General features: G+C 41.4%; 13 protein-coding genes and 5 pseudogenes. 14 read left to right on the top strand and 4 right to left on the bottom strand.

Going from position 1 to position 26,348, the window contains the following annotated elements; translation table 11 throughout:
- Positions 1-204 precede the first annotated feature (204 nt).
- On the top strand, positions 205-2,550 hold the full coding sequence (locus KA717_06910) for an AAA family ATPase (GenBank protein ID UXE62491.1): 2,346 nt from the start codon (positions 205-207) through the stop codon (positions 2,548-2,550).
- Between the two features lie 4 nt (positions 2,551-2,554).
- Here the strand turns inward: KA717_06910 and KA717_06915 are convergent, their stop codons facing one another.
- Both KA717_06915 and KA717_06920 read right to left on the bottom strand, forming a co-directional pair.
- Positions 2,555-5,158 carry a transglycosylase SLT domain-containing protein gene (locus KA717_06915; GenBank protein UXE62492.1) on the bottom strand — a complete coding sequence of 868 codons (2,604 nt, stop codon included), beginning with the start codon at positions 5,156-5,158 and terminating at the stop codon, positions 2,555-2,557.
- A gap of 681 nt (positions 5,159-5,839) precedes the next feature.
- Positions 5,840-7,120 (bottom strand): ISKra4 family transposase, encoded by a 1,281-nt coding sequence (locus KA717_06920; protein UXE64574.1) that lies wholly within the window; start codon positions 7,118-7,120, stop codon positions 5,840-5,842.
- A gap of 75 nt (positions 7,121-7,195) precedes the next feature.
- Between KA717_06920 and KA717_06925 the strand changes: the two are divergent.
- The 11 genes and pseudogenes from KA717_06925 (at position 7,196) to KA717_06975 (ending at position 21,773) form a co-directional block, all read left to right on the top strand.
- A pseudogene (locus KA717_06925) lies at positions 7,196-7,495 on the top strand (IS4 family transposase).
- Between the two features lie 74 nt (positions 7,496-7,569).
- A pseudogene (locus KA717_06930) lies at positions 7,570-8,851 on the top strand (ISKra4 family transposase).
- Positions 8,852-8,966: 115 nt separating this feature from the next.
- A pseudogene (locus KA717_06935) lies at positions 8,967-10,248 on the top strand (ISKra4 family transposase).
- A gap of 33 nt (positions 10,249-10,281) precedes the next feature.
- Positions 10,282-10,560, top strand: a pseudogene (locus KA717_06940) (IS4 family transposase).
- Between the two features lie 25 nt (positions 10,561-10,585).
- Positions 10,586-11,197 (top strand): annotated as a pseudogene (locus KA717_06945) (transposase).
- Between the two features lie 807 nt (positions 11,198-12,004).
- The gene (locus KA717_06950; protein ID UXE62493.1) at positions 12,005-12,937 is read left to right on the top strand and encodes a TIGR01777 family oxidoreductase; all 933 of its coding nucleotides are present in this window, start codon (positions 12,005-12,007) and stop codon (positions 12,935-12,937) included.
- A gap of 935 nt (positions 12,938-13,872) precedes the next feature.
- The gene (locus KA717_06955) at positions 13,873-17,046 is read left to right on the top strand and encodes a methyltransferase domain-containing protein (protein UXE62494.1); all 3,174 of its coding nucleotides are present in this window, start codon (positions 13,873-13,875) and stop codon (positions 17,044-17,046) included.
- Between the two features lie 317 nt (positions 17,047-17,363).
- Positions 17,364-18,431 carry an ABC transporter ATP-binding protein gene (locus KA717_06960; protein ID UXE62495.1) on the top strand — a complete coding sequence of 356 codons (1,068 nt, stop codon included), beginning with the start codon at positions 17,364-17,366 and terminating at the stop codon, positions 18,429-18,431.
- The gene (locus KA717_06965) at positions 18,424-19,245 is read left to right on the top strand and encodes an ABC transporter permease (protein UXE62496.1); all 822 of its coding nucleotides are present in this window, start codon (positions 18,424-18,426) and stop codon (positions 19,243-19,245) included. The genes KA717_06960 and KA717_06965 overlap by 8 nt, the downstream gene beginning before the upstream one ends.
- Before the next feature lie 429 nt (positions 19,246-19,674).
- Positions 19,675-20,394, top strand: a complete 720-nt coding sequence (locus KA717_06970) for an RnfABCDGE type electron transport complex subunit D (protein ID UXE62497.1) — start codon at positions 19,675-19,677, stop codon at positions 20,392-20,394.
- Between the two features lie 44 nt (positions 20,395-20,438).
- The gene (locus KA717_06975; GenBank protein UXE64575.1) at positions 20,439-21,773 is read left to right on the top strand and encodes a DUF2330 domain-containing protein; all 1,335 of its coding nucleotides are present in this window, start codon (positions 20,439-20,441) and stop codon (positions 21,771-21,773) included.
- A gap of 27 nt (positions 21,774-21,800) precedes the next feature.
- On the opposite strand, the gene KA717_06980 is transcribed toward KA717_06975, so the two are convergent.
- Entirely contained in the window at positions 21,801-22,724 is a 924-nt protein-coding gene (locus tag KA717_06980; GenBank protein UXE62498.1) for a glycosyltransferase, read from the bottom strand.
- A 22-nt stretch (positions 22,725-22,746) separates the two neighbouring features.
- Between KA717_06980 and KA717_06985 the strand changes: the two genes are divergently transcribed.
- Positions 22,747-23,370, top strand: coding sequence for a serine acetyltransferase (locus KA717_06985; protein UXE62499.1), 624 nt, complete (start codon positions 22,747-22,749; stop codon positions 23,368-23,370).
- A gap of 3 nt (positions 23,371-23,373) precedes the next feature.
- Here the strand turns inward: KA717_06985 and ispD are convergent, their stop codons facing one another.
- On the bottom strand, positions 23,374-24,057 hold the full coding sequence (gene ispD / locus KA717_06990) for a 2-C-methyl-D-erythritol 4-phosphate cytidylyltransferase (GenBank protein UXE62500.1): 684 nt from the start codon (positions 24,055-24,057) through the stop codon (positions 23,374-23,376).
- Positions 24,058-24,484: 427 nt separating this feature from the next.
- Here ispD and crtH point away from each other — a divergent pair, with 427 nt between their 5' ends.
- Positions 24,485-25,984, top strand: a complete 1,500-nt coding sequence (crtH, locus tag KA717_06995; GenBank protein ID UXE62501.1) for a carotene isomerase — start codon at positions 24,485-24,487, stop codon at positions 25,982-25,984.
- Positions 25,985-26,348: the final 364 nt, after the last annotated feature.

Here is a 26,348-nt window from a genome sequence, read left to right on the forward strand (position 1 = left end):
GCAGAGAAACTGATAAATCCGTAAGTATGAAGTCACGACCACAAAAATAGTTTTTTTGTTTCAATCCAAGGTTGGCCAGAATAGTGATTATTTCTTAGAATTCTAGTCTAATCAAAAATTATCTACCGAAAATTCCTGTCCCATGTTATACCTTCATATAATGCAGCCTTTAGTAACTAAGTACATAAAAATTAGTCGGGAAATATGTCAGATCCGAAGCCTAGTACTATCAATCTTGATCAAGCACCGCTCCTTGAAAATCCGTTAATTCGTTCACAGGAACAGTTTGACGATGATGAGGAAGAGTTGGATCTGCGACATCTCTTTCGGATTATTCGGCGCAGGGGATGGTTAATGGCGATCGTGGGACTAACCGTGAGTGGTTTGGTCGGATTCAAGTTTTTTAAACAACCCCCTGTTTATAAGGAATCCTTTCAGCTATTAGTTCAGCCGCCCGCCGCCGACATTACCAACCCTTTAGCCGGTGCAGCACAATTAGTCAGTGGGCTTGGAGTTTCTAATCGCGATGTGTCGTACTTTGAGACGCAAATTCAAGTTATGCAAAGTAATAAGTTGCTGTCTCCAGTGTTGGCAGAGGTTAAAAAGCAAAAGCAATTTTTTAAGAACTCAGAAAAACTAGATAAACTTACACTAGATAGATTTTTGAAAAACTTACAAATAAAACAGTCTAAGGATACACAAATAATAGAAGTTAGTTATAAAGATTTATCTCCTCAACTAGTTAAATTTGTTCTTGAGAAACTGGCTTCAGCCTATTTAGACTATACAATCGCCGATCAAAACGCACAGTCAGAGCAGAAACTGTTTTTTATAGAAAGACAAATACCCATCATTCAGAAACAGCTTTCAGGACTACAAAAGCAATTGGAACAGTTTCGACTAAAAAATAATTTGATTGATCCTCAAAACCAAGGTGAGGTGATTGCTAAAAGCCTAATTGAGGTAAATAAGGCTCAACAGGAAACTAATGCTCAGCTCAGAGACAGCATAGCACTTTATAATAATCTTCGCCAGCAATTAGGCATTGGGGAGCAACAAGCTATCATTCTCAATGCCTTAACTGAATCTCCGCGTTATATGGGTCTTTTAAATAAACTTAGAGAAGTCGATACAAAACTGGCCGCTGCTTCGACCCGTTTTACGGATGAAAATACTGCTATTCAACAATTAAAAGCTGAACGAGAAAATCTAATTCCCTTAATTAAACAAGAAGCGGCGATCGCCCTCAACGGTTTGTCAGTCAACCCCCAACAAGTTATTGATGGATTTGTCTCTCCTAATACAATTCGCCAAAATTTGACTCAACAACTCCTAGCAACGACTAATCAAGTACGACAATTACAAGCCCGACAACAATCTTTGGCCGTGAGTGCACAAGGTATTCGCCAACAAGTTCAAAACTTGGCCCACAGTGCGGGACGCTATGCTGATTTATCGGGGCAAATTGAAATTGCCAAGCAAAGTTTGGCCGCGCTTCTAACCGCAAAACAAACGCTTGAAGTGGAGACGGCTAAAAGTTTTACCCCTTGGCGTTTAGTTTCTGACATTCATCTGCCAGAGAAACCAGAAAGTCAGTTAATCAGAAATATTTTGTTATCGTTAATGGCCGGATTAACGGCTGGTGGAGCTGCTGGTTTATTAGCGGAAAGTTTAGACCGTACTTTCCATACACCAGAGGAGCTAACAGAAGAAACGGGTCTGAACGTTTTAGGAACGATTCCCTATCAACCTAGCCTCTTCGGTCTCAAAAAAAGACCCAGAGCAATCGAAATATCACAAAAAGCGATTCCTCAGTGGACTGCTTTTCTAGAAGCTTATTCTTTTCTCTATACGAATCTCTTTTTTATTCGGGAAAGAAGTCCTTGGCGATCTTTATTAGTTAGCTCTTCAGTCCCAAATGAGGGCAAGTCCACCACTGCATTTTACGTTGCCCAAGCCGCAGCCAATATGGGACAACGAGTCTTACTGGTAGATGGTGATCGCTATTTTCCCCAACAAGAAAAGTGGGCTTTATTGGCAAAACTGGGAAATACCCAAAAGAATGAAGCCTCTGAACTAATGTTATTGAATGATGCGGATGAAAGCAATTTTACTCAAAACAGTAGTGCTGCTCCCATTAAACTAGCTTATAATCTTGATGTATTAATCTCTGATCAAAAAGCACTTAATCCGGCTGAATTGGTAACGAGCAGAAGTCTTCATCAAATGATCGACTATTGGAAACTTCAATACGATGTTATTATCATTGATGCACCACCCTTATTAGGACTATCGGATACTAAATTGTTAGCAAGTCAAGCTGATGGAGTTTTACTGGTTGTCCGTCTGGATCAAACCAGCCGAGATTTAGTCAAAGAGTCAATTCTTGAATTAAAGATGTCTAATATCAAAGTTTTTGGGGTTGTGGCGAATGCAGTGAAACACGCTAACCGCCGCGACTATTATTATTACAACTATTATCGTCAAGCTAAAGAATCTGCCAACTTGAATTCTCCTAGCCCAGCAGAAAATTTGATTCAGAAAAACTAAATCATTACTGATTGGGAACGCGAGACAATAACTGGGCAATGTCTGGATCGTAAATCCGTAGGTAGTTCCAATAGTTGCTAAATACCGATTCTACATAGCCCTTGGTTTCAGCAAAGGGGATTTTTTCCACAAAACCATCCGGATCACTGCCTTGATATTGCTGTAACCATTTAGCTACACTCCCTGGCCCCGCATTATAACTAGCAACGGCGAGGGCAGAATTATTACTATAGGTTTTGTGGGTATGATCAAAGTACCAAGTTCCTAAGTTAACATTGTCCATGGGATTGCTTAAGGCATAGTTCTTTAGCTTAATTTGGGGCGCAATCCAAGCGGCTGTTGAGGGCATGACCTGCATTAATCCGGTGGCTCCGACGGGAGATTTGATATCCTTTTCAAAGCGAGATTCCTGGCGAATTAGGGCGGTGACTAAAAAGGGATTCAGTTGGCGTTTTTGTGACCAATTAAAAATTAGAGATTGATAGGGAAAGGGAAATAATGTCTGCCAATATTCGGGGGTTTGTCGCAGCGATCGCCAAATTTTTTCCTGCTCAGGATCGGTCGGGTTGCGAAGATCTAAAATCTGGTTAATACCGGCCAAATATTGATTTTGACTAATTTTTAAGAGGGCATCCGTAAAGGACTCTTCTACGGTTAAGGGACGTTTCACCTGGGAATCCTGGGATTGATTGATCTCGGCCGCAAATAAGGCGATCGCATCTCGATCTTGTCCCAGTTGATAAAGCTCTTTAAAAGTGGCGGAACCAGCCGGGGGAAGAGGACGTAATTTTGTGGCAGTAACAGGAGGATTCAGAAAACGAACCGTATTAAAATCTCCCACTTGCCAACCTAGTAACACGGCTGAACGCCAGGCATAGTAGGACTGGGGATAACGAGCTAAAACATTTTCAAAGGCAGCCTTGGCATCTTCTGGACGATTTAATTGCTGGGCCCATTTGCCGATCCAAAAGATGGCTTTCGGAGCCTCTGTACTATCAGGATTTTGTTGAGATAATTCCTGCGCCCACTGCCAAGCTTGGGATAAATCCCCTGCATCCGCCAATTGACGAGCCATTCGCCAACGGTATTGAGCCGCCGCATCGGAATTGGAATATTGTTTGAGCAGAGTTTGCAAGGCTTGATTGGCCGTCGCCGCATCGATCGAGGCTAATAAATTAGCTTTTTGCAATAGGGCATCGGGAGCTTGATTGGGAAAGCGTTGAATCAGTTGATCTAAATAGGCCGCCCCTTCCCTGGCTGGAACTAAGGTGGCAAGGCGTTTTAAGGCTCTGGGTGCATCTTCGTGATCAGGATACTTTTGCAGAAATAACTGATAATTCTGAATCGCCTCGGCCTTTTTATTTTTGATTTGTTGCGATCGCGCTAAACGATAAAGATTTTGGGCATTTTCTGGGGCTTTACGGTAGGCTAACAGGGCCTGATCAAAATTACGTTCTTGCCAAAAACTGGCTCCAATGGCTTGCCAATCTTCTGGCGTTAATTCGGTTTTATATTCTTTGAGTAGTTGATCCCGAACGGGATTTGTTTTTGGATTCTCAGGAGCCGATCGCATAATTTGACTCATGAGAGCTAAGGATTGAGGCTCTTTTTTTAGTTTCTGAAGCAGAATATCCAAAGTACGGGGATGGTTCGGATAATCTGCGATCGCCTGTTCCCAATATTTCGAGTCAGATTTGCCCAACAGATAAAGAGCTTCTACGGTGACAGGAGAATGGGGATATTTTTGGAGAATTTCTTGCCAGGTTTCATTGGCTTTGATTTTTTCGTTAGATAGTTCATAACCTCGGCCCCGTTTGAGGAGAATATAGGGAGCAAGAACCGGGTATTCATTTTCGAGATTTTCTAATAATTGTACGGCAGGGCCCCCTTCAAACTGCTTTAACCGATCATTGGCTAATAAATATCTGGCTCGACTGCGCTCTAAGCTCTGGTTCGGTTGGGCGGCGATCGCTTGTAGTTTGGCATCCCTCGCGGTATCGGTTTGATCCACCAGCTTTAACACCTCTGATGCCTGGGTTTGTTCCTGCTCAAAACTTTTAATTTGTTGGGACTGCTGCCACTGTTCTAAGCCATCCATGGCCTTTGGTAATAACAGCAATCCGCCTCCTAACAGCGTAATCAGTAAGCCACCGCCGATCAGCCACAATTTAGGGATTTTGGCTAAAAAAGATTTGGCTGGCTCCACGGAAGGAGAAATATTATCAGCCGTTGCTGGCGGTAGAGGGTCTGATGACTCAACAAAATGTTTTTCTCGTAAAAACTTCGGTAAGTCTGGGATGACTGTGGGTTTCTGTCCTAATTTTTCTGGCGATTTCTCTGGTGATTGCTCTGGGGCAATGTCTGGACTATTTAGCGTTTCTGAGGGAGGAAGCGTTTGCTCTGTGGGGAATTCTACCTCCGTGGGAGCCGCCGTAACCATTTCCGAGGACTGATCCTGAAGGGATTCTTTGTTATCGTTGAGAGGATCTGGAACCTGTAAATCTTTGAGCATATCCAATGTTATTGCCGAACCTAGCTTACTATTATCAGGGTTATCCAGTTTTTTTAGGCATTTCTTTTCAGTAATTCTAAATTTTCCCTGTGGCAAGACTTTCGGGAATTAGTTCGTACAAAACGTAGTCAAGTTCAACGGAATTGTCAATTTCATTTCACGAGTTTTCGGGCTTTCAGTAAAATAGTACACCTGAAGTCACCCAAAAACCTCCCTTTAAAACGTTCTTTAAATCCCTAAAAGACTTGCTGTGTCTAAGACTGAGAATTGCTGGTCACAGTCATTGATTTCGAGAATTTTGCACTAAGTCCGACAAAACCAGTTGCTTAAGCCTCTTTTAGATTGTTGTCGAACGCGACTATGCTAAACATGACCGTAGAAATTACGCGAATAATTCATGACACCAACTGGAAATTGGAAGAATTCAAAAGAAAACTTAACTAAACTTCAGCAATTCTAAATTTGCGCTGTAGCAAGAGTTTCAGGTTTTAGTTCGCGTAATACGGGGTAAAATTCAACGGGATTAACAAGTTCATTTAGTCCCAATGGTCAAAGGCTTGTTGGTGGTGGTGGTTATGGCGAACGCGGCGGAATGATTAAGATTTATGACGTAAAAAATGGTGAAAGCATATGTAAAATTCCTAAGTACAGGACAAAAGGCTTGAAAAGTATACGAGAAAGGGGTTTCATGGAAGATGAACGTAATGTAAGAAAACCCATGAACCAATATAACGCATTGAAACGGGTGCGACCTTTAGTTGATAAAAGCTGTTGTAATCAGGGTTCTACAGGGAACCCATATTGATCAAGTTTTGCCCAAAATTGACTCCATCGTTCCTTGGTCAATACCAAAGCTCGTAGGCTCAAAATAATTCCTGCTCCTTTTTCCTTCCATCGCATCCCTGAACAACATAATCGTTGTTTGACCAACGTCTTACAAGCTGCTTCCGTAACACCTGAACCAATCGGATACTTTTTCTCTAAGTATTCAGCATAATCCATTTGATGCTGATGATTCTCGTAATAAGTAATCGCCGCTTGTAGTTTCTCGGTAAGATTCTTAGAATGACTTTTTTCTTCTTTGACTTCTTTCATCAGATTTAGCAGTTCTCCTGCTTTTCCTTTTTCATGCTTGAGTTCTCGACAATTTTCAGTCAACCATTCTTTTTGTTTTGACACTGTATTCGGATGCAACGCTTCTGCCAAGGCACCTAAGTAACCAGAGGCATGATAGAAATCTAATATCTGTTCTTCCGTTTGCTTTTCTAAAAACTTCCAATTTGATTCTGCCCCGTCTGCTATCCCGACCAATGTTGCCTCTGGATAACGTTTTTTCGCTCGCTCAATTTCTCTTTCTAATCTTTCTAGAAAACTCTTTTTTCCATACTCTGGTGCCGCACCTAGATAGATTGTATGTTGACGTTCTCCCTCACTATCGTATAGGGAAACGGTTCCCACCATTGCTTCACGGTAGCCATCCTCACACATCAGCATACAGGTTCCATCTAATCCTATTCCCACTGTTGCAATTTGGCTATCCTCCTTGGGCGGGGCATAACTCCACGCTTCTTCTTTTGCCTGTACCACACTTCCTACTGCTTCACTCAATCTTTGGATATAGGATAGCGCTACTTTTCTACCATGATTTTCTAATAAATCATTTTTCACCTCTTTGCCTGCCATCCCTGACATTTTTGAGGATACCTGTTTTGCCAATAATGGCGTTGATGTTATGATTATCCTTGCTTCTCTTTCTAAGGGGCAATACGTTTTTCCTCCTACTGAACGCTGATATACATGACGATTCACTATAACCTCACCATAAGGTGTTTGATATTCTTTCGGTTGCTCTCCCTTACTCTTCCAGATTTCTTCACCGATTTTTAAGGGTGAACCATCTGTATCTAAATATTTCAAGGCTTCTTTGCTGGCGATGCAACCTACTTCGTTTAAGCCTTTTTGAATATTTATTTCTGTATCCAACATTGAACGACTGAGTTCTAATGTTAGTTCTATTTTTATCTTTGAACCCTCTACATTAATTAGTTTTGCTGTCATCATTGTTTCCTCTTTGTCACTTTTCATCTCATGTTAACACTTTTCTTTTCCTTCATCAACTAAAAGTCGCACCCATTGAAACAAGCCCTAAAACCCCATTTGGGATGGCATGGTGCCAGACTCTCCTTCCTAGCCTTGTTCTTACTCGCCCTCCTCAAAGTGAAAACGGTTAACCTTAAAGAATTGGCCCTGGGTTTTGAAGGTCGGGCATTGGTGGATTCTCATTACAAACGCTTACAACGCTTTTTCTCAGGATTTGAGCTGGATTACCATCACATTGCCCGTATTGTAGTCAGTTGGCTGGATATCCCTCAACCTTGGGTATTAAGTATTGACCGCACAACCTGGGAGTTTGGCAGTCATGGTTATAATATCGGGTGTGACCTTTAGTTGATGAAGGAAAAGAAAAGTGTTAACATGGGATGAAAAGTGACAAAGAGGAAACAATGATGACAGCAAAACTAATTAATGTAGAGGGTTCAAAGATAAAAATAGAACTAACATTAGAACTAAGTCGTTCAATGTTGGATACAGAAATAAATATTCAAAAAGGCTTAAACGAAGTAGGTTGCATCGCCAGCAAAGAAGCCTTGAAATATTTAGATACAGATGGTTCACCCTTAAAAATCGGTGAAGAAATCTGGAAGAGTAAGGGAGAGCAACCGAAAGAATATCAAACACCTTATGGTGAGGTTATAGTGAATCGTCATGTATATCAGCGTTCACCTTTGAGGAAAAACGTATTGCCCCTTAGAAAGAGAAGCAAGGATAATCATAACATCAACGCCATTATTGGCAAAACAGGTATCCTCAAAAATGTCAGGGATGGCAGGCAAAGAGGTGAAAAATGATTTATTAGAAAATCATGGTAGAAAAGTAGCGCTATCCTATATCCAAAGATTGAGTGAAGCAGTAGGAAGTGTGGTACAGGCAAAAGAAGAAGCGTGGAGTTATGCCCCGCCCAAGGAGGATAGCCAAATTGCAACAGTGGGAATAGGATTAGATGGAACCTGTATGCTGATGTGTGAGGATGGCTACCGTGAAGCAATGGTGGGAACCGTTTCCCTATACGATAGTGAAGGCGAACGTCAACATACAATCTATCTAGGTGCGGCACCAGAGTATGGAAAAAAGAGTTTTCTAGAAAGATTAGAAAGAGAAATTGAGCGAGCGAAAAACCGTTATCCAGAGGCAACATTGGTCGGGATAGCAGACGGGGCAGAATCAAATTGGAAGTTTTTAGAAAAGCAAACGGAAGAACAGATATTAGATTTCTATCATGCCTCTGGTTACTTAGGTGCCTTGGCAGAAGCGTTGCATCCGAATACCGTGTCAAAACAAAAAGAATGGTTGACTGAAAATTGTCGAGAACTCAAGCATGAAAAAGGAAAAGCAGGAGAACTGCTAAATCTGATGAAAGAAGTCAAAGAAGAAAAAAGTCATTCTAAGAATCTTACCGAGAAACTACAAGCGGCGATTACTTATTACGAGAATCATCAGCATCAAATGGATTATGCTGAATACTTAGAGAAAAAGTATCCGATTGGTTCAGGTGTTACGGAAGCAGCTTGTAAGACGTTGGTCAAACAACGATTATGTTGTTCAGGGATGCGATGGAAGGAAAAAGGAGCAGGAATTATTTTGAGCCTACGAGCTTTGGTATTGACCAAGGAACGATGGAGTCAATTTTGGGCAAAACTTGATCAATATGGGTTCCCTGTAGAACCCTGATTACAACAGCTTTTATCAACTAAAGGTCGCACCCATAATATGGGTGTGACCTTTAGTTGATGAAGGAAAAGAAAAGTGTTAACATGGGATGAAAAGTGACAAAGAGGAAACAATGATGACAGCAAAACTAATTAATGTAGAGGGTTCAAAGATAAAAATAGAACTAACATTAGAACTCAGTCGTTCAATGTTGGATACAGAAATAAATATTCAAAAAGGCTTAAACGAAGTAGGTTGCATCGCCAGCAAAGAAGCCTTGAAATATTTAGATACAGATGGTTCACCCTTAAAAATCGGTGAAGAAATCTGGAAGAGTAAGGGAGAGCAACCGAAAGAATATCAAACACCTTATGGTGAGGTTATAGTGAATCGTCATGTATATCAGCGTTCACCTTTGAGGAAAAACGTATTGCCCCTTAGAAAGAGAAGCAAGGATAATCATAACATCAACGCCATTATTGGCAAAACAGGTATCCTCAAAAATGTCAGGGATGGCAGGCAAAGAGGTGAAAAATGATTTATTAGAAAATCATGGTAGAAAAGTAGCGCTATCCTATATCCAAAGATTGAGTGAAGCAGTAGGAAGTGTGGTACAGGCAAAAGAAGAAGCGTGGAGTTATGCCCCGCCCAAGGAGGATAGCCAAATTGCAACAGTGGGAATAGGATTAGATGGAACCTGTATGCTGATGTGTGAGGATGGCTACCGTGAAGCAATGGTGGGAACCGTTTCCCTATACGATAGTGAAGGCGAACGTCAACCTACAATCTATCTAGGTGCGGCACCAGAGTATGGAAAAAAGAGTTTTCTAGAAAGATTAGAAAGAGAAATTGAGCGAGCGAAAAACCGTTATCCAGAGGCAACATTGGTCGGGATAGCAGACGGGGCAGAATCAAATTGGAAGTTTTTAGAAAAGCAAACGGAAGAACAGATATTAGATTTCTATCATGCCTCTGGTTACTTAGGTGCCTTGGCAGAAGCGTTGCATCCGAATACCGTGTCAAAACAAAAAGAATGGTTGACTGAAAATTGTCGAGAACTCAAGCATGAAAAAGGAAAAGCAGGAGAACTGCTAAATCTGATGAAAGAAGTCAAAGAAGAAAAAAGTCATTCTAAGAATCTTACCGAGAAACTACAAGCGGCGATTACTTATTACGAGAATCATCAGCATCAAATGGATTATGCTGAATACATAGAGAAAAAGTATCCGATTGGTTCAGGTGTTACGGAAGCAGCTTGTAAGACGTTGGTCAAACAACGATTATGTTGTTCAGGGATGCGATGGAAGGAAAAAGGAGCAGGAATTATTTTGAGCCTACGAGCTTTGGTATTGACCAAGGAACGATGGAGTCAATTTTGGGCAAAACTTGATCAATATGGGTTCCCTGTAGAACCCTGATTACAACAGCTTTTATCAACTAAAGGTCGCACCCTCTTTAAGACTCGTGGCTTTTGCTTGGAATCTACTCACTTTACTGACCCCAAGCGTCTTCGTAAGCTTTTGGCTTTACTGACTTTAGCTTTGGCTTGGTCTCTCAAAACTGGTCTAGCAATTCATCATCTTCATCCCATTCCCCTCAAGAAACATGGTCGCCTCGCGCAGAGTCTTTTTCGTCTTGGTTTTGACCATCTTCGTCATCTTGTTCTTAATCCTTCTCTACCCAATTTTTCTCTTTTTCTCGACTCCCTACATTTTTTGTCCTGTACTTAGGCTCAAGATTTTTCCCACCGCCCTGATTCGTTGTTTATGTGGCGACCGTGAGTTTATTGGTCAGGCTTGGCTTCGCTATCTTCTGCTCGAACCGCTACTGGCTTTCTGTCTGAGAATTCGGGCTACGGACAAGATTGAGCACAATGGCAAGCTTTTGGCCGCCAAAGTCATTTTTGCCCATCTTGCTATTGGTGAATCTCAACGTCTTCAAGGGAGTTGTCGGGTTTGGGGATATCCTGTTTCTGTAGAGGCTCTTCGCTTGCCTGATAATTCTCTACTCATCGTCATTGGACATCCCGATTCCCAAGGTCTTATTCACGATTATGCCCTGCGTTGGGGCATTGAAACCCTTTTTGGCATCTTTAAGACTCGTGGCTTTTGCTTGGAATCTACTCACTTTACTGACCCCAAGCGTCTTCGTAAGCTTTTGGCTTTACTGACTTTAGCTTTGGCTTGGTCTCTCAAAACTGGTCTAGCAATTCATCATCTTCATCCCATTCCCCTCAAGAAACATGGTCGCCTCGCGCAGAGTCTTTTTCGTCTTGGTTTTGACCATCTTCGTCATCTTGTTCTTAATCCTTCTCTACCCAATTTTTCTCTTTTTCTCGACTCCCTACATTTTTTGTCCTGTACTTAGGTAAAATTCATGATATTTCTACTAGTGAGTGGGGAAAAATATCTTCTATTGGCTTTAGTTCCTATAGTGATTTTTTCGCAAGCGGTAGTAGTGATGCACAGGTAAAAATTTGGGATACAGAAAAAGGAGAACTTCTACATACTCTTTGGGATGAGGGTGAAATTGGGGTGAGATCGGTTGCTTTCAACCCTAATGGAGATACGCTGATTGCCGCTATGGAGCAGGATAAGGTATATGTATGGCATCGGGAAGAAGAGACTGAATAAACTAATCAAAGACAATTGCGACTTCAGTGTGATGGAGTGCGATCGCTTTTTCTCAATCGGTAAGGGGCGATCGCTGTAAAGAAGTGTTACCTGTCGCTTTTTGCTACCTGGGAAGCCCGAAAGTCTGATATGCTTTTGCTATTGATTACACCCTTTACTCAAGCCTTAATAAGTGTCAGCACCCCGCACTGAAGTGACGGCGGCTCTCGTGCCTCTAACGGTCGTTAGCTGACCAGCCTAAGTCCTTCGAGGACTACGTTATCTAAGTCAAGATACCCACGAATGCGTCGCTAGTTTTTTGACTCTATCGTCAACTATTAAACAGTTTTACGAGGGGTAAGACAGTGTGGTTGACCTAACAAGCTCAGATAACATTGGCGAAGCGAACCTTACGTCGTACAGGATAGGCGGACTTCGGCTGAGAAGTGAGATAGGAACTGTACCTCTTCCAGTCTCCTCCTTGATGGGGAATAAATTCCCCTGAGTCGTTTTTCCTCTCAGGTCTGAGGACGCTGAGTTTCCACACTCTCATTTTTTCCTTATGAAAATCGCCATTACAGGTAGTACTGGTTTTGTTGGTAGCCAGCTAGTCAAAAAACTGATTGCACAAGGTCATTCCCTACTTTTATTGGTTCGCAATCCTGCCAAAATGAGAAGTTTATTAACAACAGAACAGCTTGCTCAAGTCGAAATTGTGCCTTATCAGGCCACTGAGTCAGGGGATTGGCAAGCAAAAATCACTGGTTGTGAGGCCGTGATCAATTTAGCCGGTAGCCCGATCGCCGAACGGTGGACTCCTGAGCATAAGCAGATCATTTTAAAAACTCGACAATTAGGTACGCAACGTTTGGTGGAAGCGATCGCCGCTTCATCCTCTCGACCGAAGGTTTTGATTAATGCCTCAGCCATTGGCTTCTATGGAGCCAGTGAAACCGCCACCTTTGATGAGCAGAGTCCGGCGGGTCAAGACTTTTTAGCAACCGTTTGTCAACAGTGGGAAGCTGCGGCCCAAAAAGTAGCGGAATTAGGCGTTAGATTGGTCATTCTGCGCTTCGGGATTGTTCTAGGCAATGGGGGAGCTTTGGCTAAGATGATACCGCCCTTTAAACTCTTTGCCGGTGGCCCCTTGGGAACGGGACGACAATGGTTTTCCTGGATTGATCGGGATGATTTAGTTGAGTTAATTCTGTTTGCTTTAGAACAGGAATCTATGCAAGGAACCTTTAATGCAACGGCTCCTCAACCGGTACGAATGACTGAACTCTGTCATGTTTTGGGGGAATTGCTCCATCGTCCTTCCTGGTTGCCCGTTCCCGATTTTGCCTTGGAATTATTACTAGGGGAAGCCGCTAAGGTGGTGTTGGAAGGTCAACAGGTTTTACCCAAAGCCACTCAAAATGCGGGTTTTAATTTTGCCTATCCAGAAATCTATACCTCTTTACGGAAAATTCTGAGCGGAGCCAACAATTTTTAGACAGCATTATTCATGACGAACGATTGTCGTTATAGATTTCAATCAGACTTAACAGCAAGAAAGTGATTAATGGAGTATAGAGGGCAGTCGGCTTAGCAAAATTTACGAAACAACAAGTTCCGATGGCAAAAATTTTGACGGCATTAACCTTATGATGCTTGAGTTTACGTCGTATCATCATTTTATGGCTCCTTTTTTATATGAAATGCTCGACTGGCTGGCAAGTGACTGATGACTGACTGAATGAATTTATTTTACCATGATTCTTATGTTGTTTGGCAAGGCTTAATCTGCTCCATATCTAAATTTCCGAGATGATCTAAGCATGGCAAGAGGTTCAGCCTAAAATGTGCAGTTTAAATCATGAACAGCTTAGATCAACAAAAACGCTAAACTGGCATTCAGTCACTAGATGGTTGACGGAGAGTAGTATGATGACTTGTGCATCTTTTTCGAGTAAGGCGTTCGCAGATGATTCTTTCGCAATAAATCGCGGTTACTCGCTCTATAGAGCAAATTTCTAGCATCACAGAAGGAAGAGCCTGAAAAATAATAGCCTCATTGGGAAGTACGACTTTTTCTAACGGGAACCGATGATCCGTGATTGACAGCACTTCATGGCTGGAGCTTTGATTAACGTAACAATAAAGTTCAGACATAGCCATTCTCTCCATGTAATAATCTTATTTTGCTGTGACTGACGACTGACTGACGACTGTCTGATGAACATAATCAAATCATATTTGGTAGTTGATTTCTTGTCAAGGCTTTACGCTGTTCCAGTGATCGCTCAGATCATCAAAAATCGTAAAGTCCTCTCTGTATAAGACTTTCAGGGCTAACAAATTTGGAGTTTGGAATTGCTGCTTGCCGATCAAGAAAAAAAGTGCTAGCCTAAACAGGCATTCAGTCGCTAGATAGTTGACGGAGAAAAGATGTCAGTCAGTTGTAAGCTTTCACATAAAGGACTTGAAAGGCTTAAAAAAGCACTTTCTGATAAACGTATGAGCAAACAAGAGCTTGCTGATAAAGCGAAAGTCGCTCGATCAACAGTTTCCAACTTGTTTTTGGGCAGATCTGTTTTATCAGAAAAACTCGAATCGATTTGTTCTGTCCTTAATATTCCTCCAGAAGAAATTATTAGTGACAACACAACTACTGACGATGTCAATACAGAATTGAATTGCGACACGAAAAACACACAAGCTCTTGTCAATAACGTTCGGAACAGGCTATTTTCTAATAGTGAGCCTCCTGAGGTTATACGATCTTTAGATATGCCTAAGCCTATAGACATTAATGACATTTACGTTGAAACAAAGGTTTGGAACGACTTAAACTACGACAGAAGAAAAGAAAAAAATAATTCTGACGAACTAGCCAGAGTTAATGGTTCAAAAATTCAAGGAATTGACGCAATTCGCTTAAATAGTAAGTTGCTTATTCTTGGTAAACCTGGTGCGGGTAAGACTACTTTCTTGAAGTATATTGCTCAAAATAACGAATTAAGCCTAGAACTGGATGTAGTGCCAATTCTTATCAAACTTCGAGACTATGCCTATAGACATATTGAAAAACCACAATTAGATGCTTATATTAAAGATATTTTAGATCAACAAAAAAATATTACGGAAAGCGAGACACAAACAATTCTTAATCAAGGAAAAGGCCTTATTCTTCTAGATGCTTTGGATGAAGTTCCCATCTCTCAAGACAACTCTATTTGCAGAGAAATTATTGACTTTATAGCAAAATATCGCAAGAATAGATTTGTGATAACTTGTAGAAATGCATCTGAACCCTTTAAGTTAGAAGATTTTGTCCGAGTTCAAATAACCGATTTTGATGGTGATCAAGCTAAGCAATTTGTTGAAAAATGGTTTAAAGGGGATGAAACTTTATTCCCGTATAATCAAGAAAGTCTCAAGCTTGCCAAAGAAAAATTGACAAGACAGGTAGAAGCTCAATCAGTATCTAATGAGTTGAAAATTAATAGACATAGAATTGATGATTTAAGATCAATAAAAGAACTTACAAAAACTCCGTTACTGCTGACAATGCTTTGTCATGTAGTTGCACAGGAAGGAGAAATTCCTAGAGGGCGATTAGACTTATACAAAAAGTCGGTAGATATTATGTTAAAAGAGTGGGATGCTGAACGTGGTATATCCAGAGAAAGACTCGATGGACTAACGACAGAAAAAATAAAAGTTCTATTATCTAAAATAGCAATTCAAGCCCATTCCAAACATGCCCCTGTGATTTCGGAATGGGAAATTGAATCAATAATTTTACAAGAGCATCAAGAATATGAACCAAAACTTGACCCCTTAGAATTTCTAAAGTTAATTGAGTCGCAATGCGGAATTCTTATCAGTTCGGATTTAGGCAAGTACGCTTTTCGCCATCAAACTTTTCAAGAATACTTTACTGCCTTGTCTATTATTGAGTTAATTGATGATTCGGCAAAATTATCAGACTATCTTACATCAGAACGGATTGCAGATCCTTCCTGGCTAGAAGTTTTTGTTTTAGTTGCAGAATTTTTATGCCATAAAATGGAAGCTAAAAAATTAATTTCTGATTTTCTACATATAATTTTGCAACATATAATTTACATTTTAAATGATTCTTCAAAAAATCAGCTTTTACTAAATGAATTTATCGAAGAAATAAAAAAAATTGAAAAGGGAATATCAGAAACGATTCGGAATAACCACAAGACAAGGACAAATAATGAAGAAAAGTTCATAGATTCAGCAGCATTAAGAATATTTCTTTCTGATCCTGATTATGAATATGATAGTACTAGAACATTACTGCTTGAATTAGATAAACAATTTGGTAATGTTTTAGTAGCTTCTAGCTTCATTATCCGGTTATTCTGGGACGAAGTTAATGACAAAAATATTGAAATTCCAGAAGCAATTATGATTGCGATGCAAGTGCCAAATATTCGTGATGCAGTTAATGCTGATCATGCTCTAGAAATCGTATATAAATATACAAAAGATGAATATTTTAAGATTGAACGTGTAGCTTCACCAAAGTCATATATAAAGCTCAGAAGTAAAGCAATTGAAAACGAGCTTGAATATATCTACACCGATGATCATTTAAGTCTGGCTGAAAAAGCTGAAAAATGCCGAACCTTGTGTCTAAAAAATTTAGATTTAAGTGAAACACTTAATGTTTCAAATAAACTTATTGGCTTACCCTCATATCCACAACTTTATAACGCAACACTATTATTAACTAGATCAATGAATTTGATTGAGTACTTGTTACCAAATCTAGATTTAGGTTGTGATTTACAAAATTTGATCATGACTACATCTGACGAACTTGAAAAAGAATGTAATTTAATGAAAAACAACAAATTTAATAATCAATTGAATGAAGGTGAATATAGATTTTCTGGTCAACTGAGTGATGAATACGCTCTTTGGCAGTCTGCACGACCTTATGTTGACGGTTTACGCAAACAACTTATTGATTTTTTAAGAGAATCTGAACAATCCCAAAATGCTATCCCTCGTATTCTTGAATTAGGATGCGGAGATGGAGAGCTAACTAAACTTGTTTTAGATTATCGAAAAGCAAGCATTGTTGCTGTTGATAATGAACCCTTGATGATTCAAAAAATCAAACAACGTTTTAATCAGTTTCAGGATAATGAAATTCTTTTGATCGTCCAAGCAGACATCTTAAGCTTCTTGAAAATGTGTTCTTCAGAGTCTTTTGACTTTATTATATCGGGATTTACATTACATAATATACTTGCACCATGTCGATTTGATGTCCTTAAAGAAGTTTATCGTGTGCTGCGATCAGGAGGTAAATTATTAGATGCAGATAAAATCGCTCAAAGAGGAGAGTCGCACGCCCAAGCGAGAGAACGGCAAATTAACAAGTTTATTGAAGTTTTAGTCTCTGCCAAACGTTTGGATTTACTTGAGAAGACTATTTTACATTATATGATTGATGATGAACCGGACAGAATTCGTTATGAAGATGAGGCTATTGCAGAATTATTAAAGATTGGATTTAAAGATGTCAAACTATCAAATCGTCAAGATATGGACGCTATAATTGTTGCATTAAAGTAAGCTGTCTATTGTGAGGAAAAAACAGAGAGCTGCTCTACATAACCTTTTGGTAGTTTTCTACATCTGTAGATAGATCGCTCTCTAATGGTCAAACTGACTACTATTCAGAAAATCGATCTACAATTTTACAACATCACCAATTGCAACGTAACGAAAGCCTTGATATCAAAGTATTTTCAAGTATCTGCTGATTTGGCTCCTTTTTAAATTTGACTATGCCGAAAATCGATCTACAGTTTTATCACGTCACCGACTGTTGTAAAGAGAACAGTTGAGGGATAATAATCTAACAAGATCCTTCGAGATGAACCCTGACCATGATTGAAGTTGAACATCTGAGCAAAATTTATGGTTCAACCGCCGCCATTCAAGATGTGGATTTTTCGGTGGCAAGCGGCGAAATTTTGGGCTTTTTGGGGCCGAATGGGGCGGGTAAAACAACTACCATGCGGATTCTGGCGGGTTATATTCCAGCAACCACCGGCACGGCTAGGGTGGCAGGCTTTGATGTTCATGAAAAGTCTCTAGAGGTTCGCCAACGGATTGGCTATTTGCCCGAAAATCCGCCCCTCTATTTGGATATGACGGTGGAAGGCTTTTTAACCTTTGTGGCTAGTATCAAGGGGGTAGCAGCCGGCGATCGCCGTAGTCGAGTCAGTTCGGCCATTGAACGCTGTCAGTTAACCGATAAACGTAAGGTTTTAATTCGCAAATTATCCAAGGGTTATAAACAACGGGTGGGTATCGCCCAGGCGATCGTCCATGATCCCCCTGTTATTATTTTGGATGAACCGACGGTGGGTTTAGATCCGAAACAAATTATTGAAGTTCGTAACCTTATCAAGGGCTTGGCGCAACAGCATACGATTATTCTTTCGACCCACATTTTGCCGGAAGTCAGTATGACCTGCGATCGCGTCACCATTATTAATCGCGGTAAAATCATTGCGACCAATACTCCCGATAATTTGCTCTCAGAACTCACGGGGAATATGGGCTATTTGCTAGAAATTGGTGGCAATATTGAGCAGGTAGAATCGCTATTACAACCGATTTCTGGTTTAAGTCAAATTGATATTCAAACCATTGAATCCCCCTTAAATCCAACCCGTTATAGCGTTAAAATTAAAACCGCATCTACCCAGGAATTAGGCAAGGATATCGCCCAGATTTTAATTCACAATGGGCTAGAACTCTATGAAATGCGCCGCACTCGTCCCACCCTTGAAGATGTTTTCCTCAATCTGATTACAACGGAAGAAAATACGCTTCACCAGACTGATATAGATGATTTGCTCCCGCCGGCTGAAACAGAATCCGCTAGTTTATCGGCAGAAAATTTATTAGAACCTACCTCTGAAGAAAATTCTCCTCACCATGAATAAAATCTTAACGGCTACCTGGCAAAATATGATGCTTCTGTTCGCGAACTTTCTAGCTATTTTCCGCAAGGAGTTTTCAGGCTATTTTTCCTCTCCCTTTGCCTACATCATTGCAGGAGTTTTTTGGTTGATTGCGGGGATTTTCTTTGGCGTAATTTTAGAAGGTATTATTCAAAACGCCGAGTTTGCTCGTCAAAGTGGAATGTCCATGCCGGTTGACATTGCCAGTGACTTTTTAAGTAGCTATTTAGGTGTTATTATTTCTCTGATTTTAGTGCTTTTACCCGCCCTTTCGATGGGTTTATACGCCGAGGAACGCAAACGGGGAACCTTAGAACTGTTGGCAACTTCTCCTGTCACCAATTGGGTAGTGGCCTTGGGTAAACTGGCTGGAGTATTGGCTTTTTTCAGTATTTTAATGTTCCCGCTCTGGATTTATCAAAGTATTATTTTTAGCGCCGCGACACCGCCCTTACCGATCGCCATTATTCTCTTGGCTAATTCAGCCGTTGTGCTAGTGGCGGCCTCAATTTTATCCCTAGGAATGTTTATTTCCTCGTTAACAGAAAGCTCGATTATTGCCTATATTTTGACCTTTATCTTGGTCTTAGGTCTATGGATTATTGATGTAGTAGCTCAACGGGTGAGTGGAATAGCGGGAGAAATTTTTTCTTACCTATCACTATTTGAGCATTACAATACCCTCGTCAATGGGGTGATCGATGTCAAAAGTTTTGTTCTATTTTTAACCTATATTTTTCTCGGTATCTTTTTAACGGCCCAATCGATTGAAACCCTTCGTTTCCAAAGATCTTAAGCTCTAAGCTATTAATCATCTCAAACGCATACAGGCAAGGGGCTTAAGCCCCTTGTTACAGAGCTTTCAACAAAATCGCCATGCACTTTAAAGGTGCGAAAGCTTAATACGAAATTTATCGCATTTCTCAAAATTTTGCTGAACCGTTGGCTGAAGTCAGAGTCTAAATAAATGTTGCAATTTTCTCGCTGATCTTAGAAAAATGGGAATCTAATTCTAGGATGGGAGTCAGAATTTGCTTATTTTCTCAGCTTTTAGGAGAACTCCATGCCATTTCAAGATGCTAGGGACTATCAAATTTGCTTTCTGAGTAGCTTTTTGCTGTTGGGAATCGGCTTGAGAGATTGGACGGTCAGGCCTGATTGGTTGGGTGGTTTACTGCTAAGTTGTTTGCTCCTGCAAGCCGCATTACTGCTGTTAAAACCGTTAATGGCAACCCGAAAAGCGTCAATTCCTCTGCGGCAATATCCAGCCCTAGTCTGGAAAATAGGGTTAAATAACTTAACCATTGCCTCTCTCAAAAGTGCCTTGATTACAGGTTTAGGACTGTGTTTGCTGTTGCGAGCTAATCATTTTTCAACCCTTTTGTTAGCAGCCAGTATTGCGATCGCCAGTAAGTTCCTATTGCAGGTAAGGGGTAAACACTTTTTTAATCCCGCCAATATTGGCATTATTGCCGCCCTGAGTTTAACCAACGATGCTTGGGTTTCGCCGGGCCAATGGGGAACCGAAATTTGGTTATTGGCCTGCTTTTTAGGGGCGGGGGGACTGGTACTCGGTAAAGTGGGACGCTGGGATACCTCAGTGGTCTTTTTTGCCATCTATGGGGGTCTAGAAATGGCTCGCAATATTTGGTTAGGCTGGAATCCAGAGGTGGTGCTTCATCATTTGAGTAGTGGCAGTTTACTGGTTTTTACTCTTTTTATGTTGACCGATCCTCGCTCGATTCCCAATGCCCGTTTGAGTCGTCTGCTTTGGGCCACGGCGATCGCCATTTTAACCTTTATCTTGCAATATACTCTCTATTTACCGACAGCCATGTTTTGGGCGTTATTTTGCTGCTCTCCTCTGACTTTATGGTTAGATAACCATTGGCAAGCTCCCCGTTTTACCTGGCAAGCTAAAACCCTGCAATTTAGCTCTTTTTAAGATTGAAATGTTAGTTAAATGTTAATTTAATTCCCTTGAATGTGATGAATAGTTTTCTCAAAAATTTTCTCAAGACTTTACTGTTTAGTTTTGTACTTTGTTTAACAATTCTGCTCTTTAGTCAACCTGTTTTAGCCTTTTGCGGCTTCTATGTGGCTAAAGCCAATACCAGTCTTTATAATCGGGCTTCCCAGGTGATTATTGCCAGAGATGGCCAACGAACTATTTTAACAATGGCGAATGATTACCAAGGAGAAGCCAAGGATTTTGCCCTCGTGGTTCCGGTTCCTGTTGTCTTACAAAAAGAGCAAGTTAATGTCGGCGATCGCCAAATTTTAGAACGATTAGATGCGTTTAGTGCGCCTCGTTTGGTGGAATATTTTGATAACAATCCCTGTCAACCCTATCCGATGATGGAGTCAGATATGATGACCAGGGGAGCTTTGAATAATGCTCCGGCTAGTAAAGCGGCTCGCAGTAATGAGGCATTAGGGGTGAAAATTGAGGCAAAATTTTCTGTGGGAGAATACGATATTTTAATTCTGAGTGCCAAGGAATCTAAGGGATTGGAAACCTGGTTAACTCAAAATGATTATAAAATTCCCCAGGGAGCCAGTCAGGTTTTACATCCCTATATTAAACAGGGTCTTAAATTTTTTGTAGCAAAAGTTAATTTAAAAGAATATGCTCGCAACGGTTTTCAATCACTACGACCCTTGATGATGGCCTATGAATCGCCTAAGTTTATGTTGCCTATTCGTCTCGGTATGGTCAATGCCAAGGGGCCTCAGGATTTAATGGTTTATGTCTTGTCTCCGAAGGGAGCTGCCGAAGTGACTAATTATCGCACAGTCAAAATTCCCAGCGATGAAGATATCCCTGAATTTGTGCAGCAGGAATTTAGCGGTTTTTACCAAGCCATGTTTAAAACTAGCTATCAGCGAGCCGGTAGAAATGCCGTTTTTCTAGAATATGCTTGGAATATGAATAATTGTGATCCCTGTTCAGCCAATCCTCTCACTCCTGAAGAACTGAAAAAAGCAGGGGTATTTTGGTTAGAGAGTCCTGTTTCAACGGTTTTTATCAGTCGTCTGCATTTGCGTTATACTCTCGATAAATTTCCAGAAGATTTGCAATTTCAAACCACTGCTAATCAAAATTCTTTTCAAGGTCGCTATGTATTGCGTCGTCCCTATCGCGGTGAAATGAACTGTGATGCGGCCCGAACCTATCGCCAAACGGTACGCGATCGCCAGGAAAAAGAAGCTCAAACCCTAGCCCAATTAACCGGCTGGCATTTAAGCGATATTCGTAAACGGATTCAATTTATGGAGGGTCAATCCCAACCCTGGTGGCATAATCTTTGGCCGGTTCGTTAGAGAAAGGCGATCGCTGCTAATCGTAGCTTAATCATAGGCAATGATAGTGGCCTGATCCCTTAACCGCGATCGTTTTTGTCCTTGGGTTCTGGCATAAAATCCTAATAATTCAATTGGTGTTTTCCAAATTTCAATAGGATCAGCTAAACGAGTTTGGGGAATTTCCTTTACAAGCCAACGCCCTAGTCGATAAATGGCCTCTGACCAACTAAATTCTCTCGCCAAATTAATACCATGCAGTTCCTGAAGATAACGATTTGATTCTCCATAGCGTTGCCATTGTTGATAGAAAGCTGACCAATTATCCCGATGTCGATGGTAGGCGATCGCCTGGGGTGCAAAGGTTATTTGCCAATCTGTCTTTTGTTGAATACGCCAACAAAGATCGGCATCTCCGCCAGTAGTAAGATAGGGACGAAATAATCCGACTTGCTGAAGAATGGAGCGACGTAGGGCTAAATTAGCCGTCTGTCCGTAGGGATAAAAGGGGTGATTTAGTGCAAATTTTGGGGACAAAACCCCATAATGTTCCGCATATTTGGCAAATACACTCGGATCTGGTAGAGCTTGGATTTCTCCAGCCACCATGCCAATAGTCGGCCTTTGCAAAGGTTGGACTAAAGCGGTTAACCAATCCTCAATCGGACGACAATCTCCATCGGTAAAGGCAATGATTTCCCCCGTTGTCTGCCGAATGCCTTGATTGCGGGCTGCGTAGGAACTTTGAATTGTATTTTCCTGCTCAACTTTAATCGTAATTCCTTTTTTATTGGCCTCGATTTGAGCCGATGCTAATAGTTGACTTGTTCGATCTTGACTATTATTATTAATTAAACAATATTCTACCTGGGATAATGGATAGGTTTGGTTCCACAAACAGGTTAATAAGTCAGGTAAATCCTTTTCCGCATTGTATAGGGGAATAATCACTGATACCGTCGGAGTAAACATTGTTTCAGAATTGATATCAACCATGATCAAAGAACTTTTAAAACAATTAATTTTTAGTTTACAAATTTTTTGGGTATTGCCCTTAATATTACCCTTTTTAGTCTCCACCGAAAAAACGATTATTCGCTTGGATGTACAACGCTGGCAACAGCTATTAAATTTACCCAGTCGAACTATTTTTTTTCAATTATTAGTATTGTTGCAATCGGCCCCAGAGTTTCGTAACTTGTATTATTTTCGTCTTTTTAAGGGAAATTTTGCTGGCCGGTTAGGGATAATGATCTGCAAAGTGATCTATCGCCCTTGTCCCTCTTTGTTTCTCGATTATTCCTGCAATATTGGGGCGGGACTGTTCATTCAGCACGGTTTTAGCACGATTGTTATGGCGGATCTGGGAAAAAATTGTTGGGTTAATCAGCAAGTGACGATTGGTCATCAGGATCGAACGGGACGGCCACGTTTGGGGGATAATGTGCGTGTCACCGCCGGAGCGAAGGTGTTAGGGGCGATCGTGGTTGGCGATAATGTGACGATTGGGGCCAATGCGGTAGTCGTGAAAGATGTGCCTTCCAATTGTGTGGTGGTCGGAATCCCCGCCTATATCATTGAACGTAATGGCATTAAAGTCAGAGAACCGTTAATTTAGCGATTAGTTTAAACGTTGCCGCAGGATAAATTCAGCGATCGCCAGATCAACCGGCGTGGTAATTTTCAGGTTTGTTTCCTCTCCTAAGACAATTTTGACGGGTAATTGACACTTTTCAAATAGGGCCGCATCATCGGTCACTTCCCATCCCAAGTCCGCTCCCTTTTCATGACATTCCATGAGTAATTTGACATCAAAACCTTGAGGAGTTTGGGCTGCCCAGAGATAATTTCGATCCGGTGTACTTTGAATCCAGCCCTGTTCATCCACCACCTTAATCGTATCTTTGACTGGAACCGCCGCGATTAAGCCCTGACAATCGGCGATCGCCAAAGCACATCGATCAAGTAAATCAGGCGTTGCTAAACATCTGGCTCCATCATGAATTAATACCGATTTTGCCTCTGACGGTAGAGCTTTTAAACCATTAAACACAGAAGCCTGACGGGTATCGCCACCCTGAATGAGAGTAACGGGTTTCGTGAGGGTTAGCGTTTGTAATACCTCCTCAATGGCGGCAAAATCCGAAGGCTGCCCCATAATGCCAATCCATTCAATCTGACGGGATGCCTCCGCTGCCAATAATGTCCAAGCTAAGAGGGGTTTTTCGAGGAGGGTCAATAACAGCTTATTGCGATCGCTGCCCATGCGTTTCCCCATACCCGCAGCAGGAATCAAAAAATACATAGGTTAATGGCTGCCATGAGATTTAAAACTATAGATTACTTCAAAGGGGATCAATCTACAGAAAAAGCGACTCCTTGGAATCAAAAACCCCCTCTTAGGATAGGCTGTTAATCATCTCAAACGCATATGGGCAAGGGGCTTAAGCCCCTTGTTGCAGAACTTTTAGCAAAACCACCATGCACTGTAAATGCGCGACAGCTTAATCGCTTAACCCAGGTTAACGACCAAGAACGCTCTTGTCCCTCATCAATTATTGAGAAAGTTTTGCAAGTTTATTGACATTATTTATCATTAATCTTAGGATGAATAACATAGTGTTCTCTTCTCAAGGATTCGGGGGGTGGGATGACTCGGCCAAAAAATCGAGTTCTCCCCCGTTTTTTTTAGCGTAAACTAGACAATCGGAGTCAATTTGGATGGTAGTGGTATGAACGCCTCGGCGTATGACGTGATTGTGATCGGTTCCGGCATTGGTGGGTTGGTAACAGCGACTCAACTGGCGGCGAAAGGGGCAAAAGTATTGGTATTGGAACGATATTTAATTCCTGGGGGTAGTGCGGGCTATTTTGAACGGGAAGGTTATCGCTTTGATGTGGGGGCCTCGATGATCTTCGGTTTTGGCGACCAGGGAACTACCAATCTGTTAACCCGTGCCTTGGCTGCGGTGGGTATGACCCTAGAGACGATTCCTGATCCTGTCCAAATTCACTATCATTTGCCCCAGGGTTTAGATCTGAAGGTGTATCGGGATTATGAAAAATTTTTGCAAGCCTTAACAGCCCATTTTCCCAAGGAAAGTCAAGGAATACGAAAATTCTATGATCAATGCTGGCAGGTGTTTAATTGTCTCAATGCGATGGAGTTGCTTTCCCTAGAAGAATTGGGTTATCTATTGCGCGTTTTTTTCCAACAGCCTGGAGCCTGTTTAGGGTTAGTGAAATATTTACCCCAGAATGTTGGTGATATTGCGCGTCGCTATATTCAAGATCCAGAATTACTGAAGTTTATTGATATGGAATGTTATTGCTGGTCGGTCGTGACCGCCGATCGCACTCCTATGATCAATGCGGGGATGGTTTTCAGCGATCGCCATTATGGCGGTATTAATTATCCCAAGGGAGGGGTAGGAAAAATTGCCCAAAAACTGGTGGAAGGTCTAGAGAAAGCCGGCAGTGAAATTCGATATAAAGCCAGAGTCACAGAAATTTTGCTAGAAAAAGGTCGAGCGGTAGGAGTCAAGTTGGCCGATGGCAGTCAATACCAGGCCCAACGAATTGTGTCTAATGCGACCCGTTGGGATACCTTTGGCTCCCTACTGTCCTCCGAGAATATACCGAAAACCGAAGTCAATTGGCAAAAACGCTACCAGAAATCACCGAGCTTTCTCAGTTTACACCTAGGGGTACAAGCCAATGTTTTGCCGTTGGGAACGGAATGTCACCATATTCTGCTAGAGGATTGGCAACGGATGGAAGATGAACAGGGAACGATCTTTGTTTCGATTCCAACCCTGCTGGATCCCAGTCTCGCTCCGGCGGATCATCATATTATTCATGCTTTTACCCCCAGTTGGTTGACGGCTTGGCAAGGCCTGTCTCCCCAGCAATATCAAGCAAAAAAGGAAGCCGATGGCGATCGCCTGATAGAGCGTTTAGAAAAAATTTTTCCAGGGTTAAGTGCAGGTTTAGATTATCAGGAAGTGGGTACTCCCCGCACCCATCGACGTTTTCTGGGGCGACAGGATGGAACATATGGTCCGATTCCTCGCCATAAACTATGGGGTCTGTTAGGAATGCCCTTTAATCGTACCACAGTACCAGGTTTGTACTGTGTAGGAGATAGCACCTTTCCGGGTCAGGGTCTTAATGCAGTGGCTTTTTCTGGGTTTGCCTGTGCCCATCGCATCGCCGTCGATTTGGGTTTATAGAGATCAAGCACTAGTGCTGTCAATGATCTGGAGTACAATCCGTATGAGCATCACCCCATGTTTGTGGTAGTAACCTTTCCCAGTTAATTTCCAAACAAGTTATGCTTGCTTTAACGGCCTATTCATCATCATCATCATTGAGAATGTTATTGGGACAAGATCTAATCCATTTGTCGCAGAATTGTTCAGAAATTGAGCAGTTACTCCCCCAAATGGCTGCTATGATCGGTCGTGCCTTGGGAGTGGAGGTTTGCTTATTAGTCGTGGGTCGTAATGAACAAAATCCCTTACAGTCAGTACTTTGGACGGGTGCGACTTTTAGTTGATGAAGGAAAAGAAAAGTGTTAACATGAGATGAAAAGTG

Origin of the sequence: Woronichinia naegeliana WA131 (assembly GCA_025370055.1) — a bacterium.
Lineage (GTDB): Bacteria > Cyanobacteriota > Cyanobacteriia > Cyanobacteriales > Microcystaceae > Woronichinia > Woronichinia naegeliana.

Bases quoted from the DNA above. Each gene is read 5' to 3' on its own strand.
- KA717_06980 (UXE62498.1), bottom strand. From the start codon at position 22,724: ATGTTTACTCCGACGGTATCAGTGATTATTCCCCTATACAATGCGGAA.
- KA717_06960 (UXE62495.1), top strand. From the start codon at position 17,364: ATGATTGAAGTTGAACATCTGAGCAAAATTTATGGTTCAACCGCCGCC.
- KA717_06920 (UXE64574.1), bottom strand. From the start codon at position 7,120: ATGACAGCAAAACTAATTAATGTAGAGGGTTCAAAGATAAAAATAGAA.
- KA717_06970 (UXE62497.1), top strand. From the start codon at position 19,675: ATGGCAACCCGAAAAGCGTCAATTCCTCTGCGGCAATATCCAGCCCTA.
- KA717_06975 (UXE64575.1), top strand. From the start codon at position 20,439: ATGAATAGTTTTCTCAAAAATTTTCTCAAGACTTTACTGTTTAGTTTT.
- KA717_06985 (UXE62499.1), top strand. From the start codon at position 22,747: ATGATCAAAGAACTTTTAAAACAATTAATTTTTAGTTTACAAATTTTT.
- crtH (UXE62501.1), top strand. From the start codon at position 24,485: ATGAACGCCTCGGCGTATGACGTGATTGTGATCGGTTCCGGCATTGGT.
- KA717_06955 (UXE62494.1), top strand. From the start codon at position 13,873: ATGTCAGTCAGTTGTAAGCTTTCACATAAAGGACTTGAAAGGCTTAAA.
- KA717_06965 (UXE62496.1), top strand. From the start codon at position 18,424: ATGAATAAAATCTTAACGGCTACCTGGCAAAATATGATGCTTCTGTTC.
- KA717_06910 (UXE62491.1), top strand. From the start codon at position 205: ATGTCAGATCCGAAGCCTAGTACTATCAATCTTGATCAAGCACCGCTC.
- KA717_06950 (UXE62493.1), top strand. From the start codon at position 12,005: ATGAAAATCGCCATTACAGGTAGTACTGGTTTTGTTGGTAGCCAGCTA.
- ispD (UXE62500.1), bottom strand. From the start codon at position 24,057: ATGTATTTTTTGATTCCTGCTGCGGGTATGGGGAAACGCATGGGCAGC.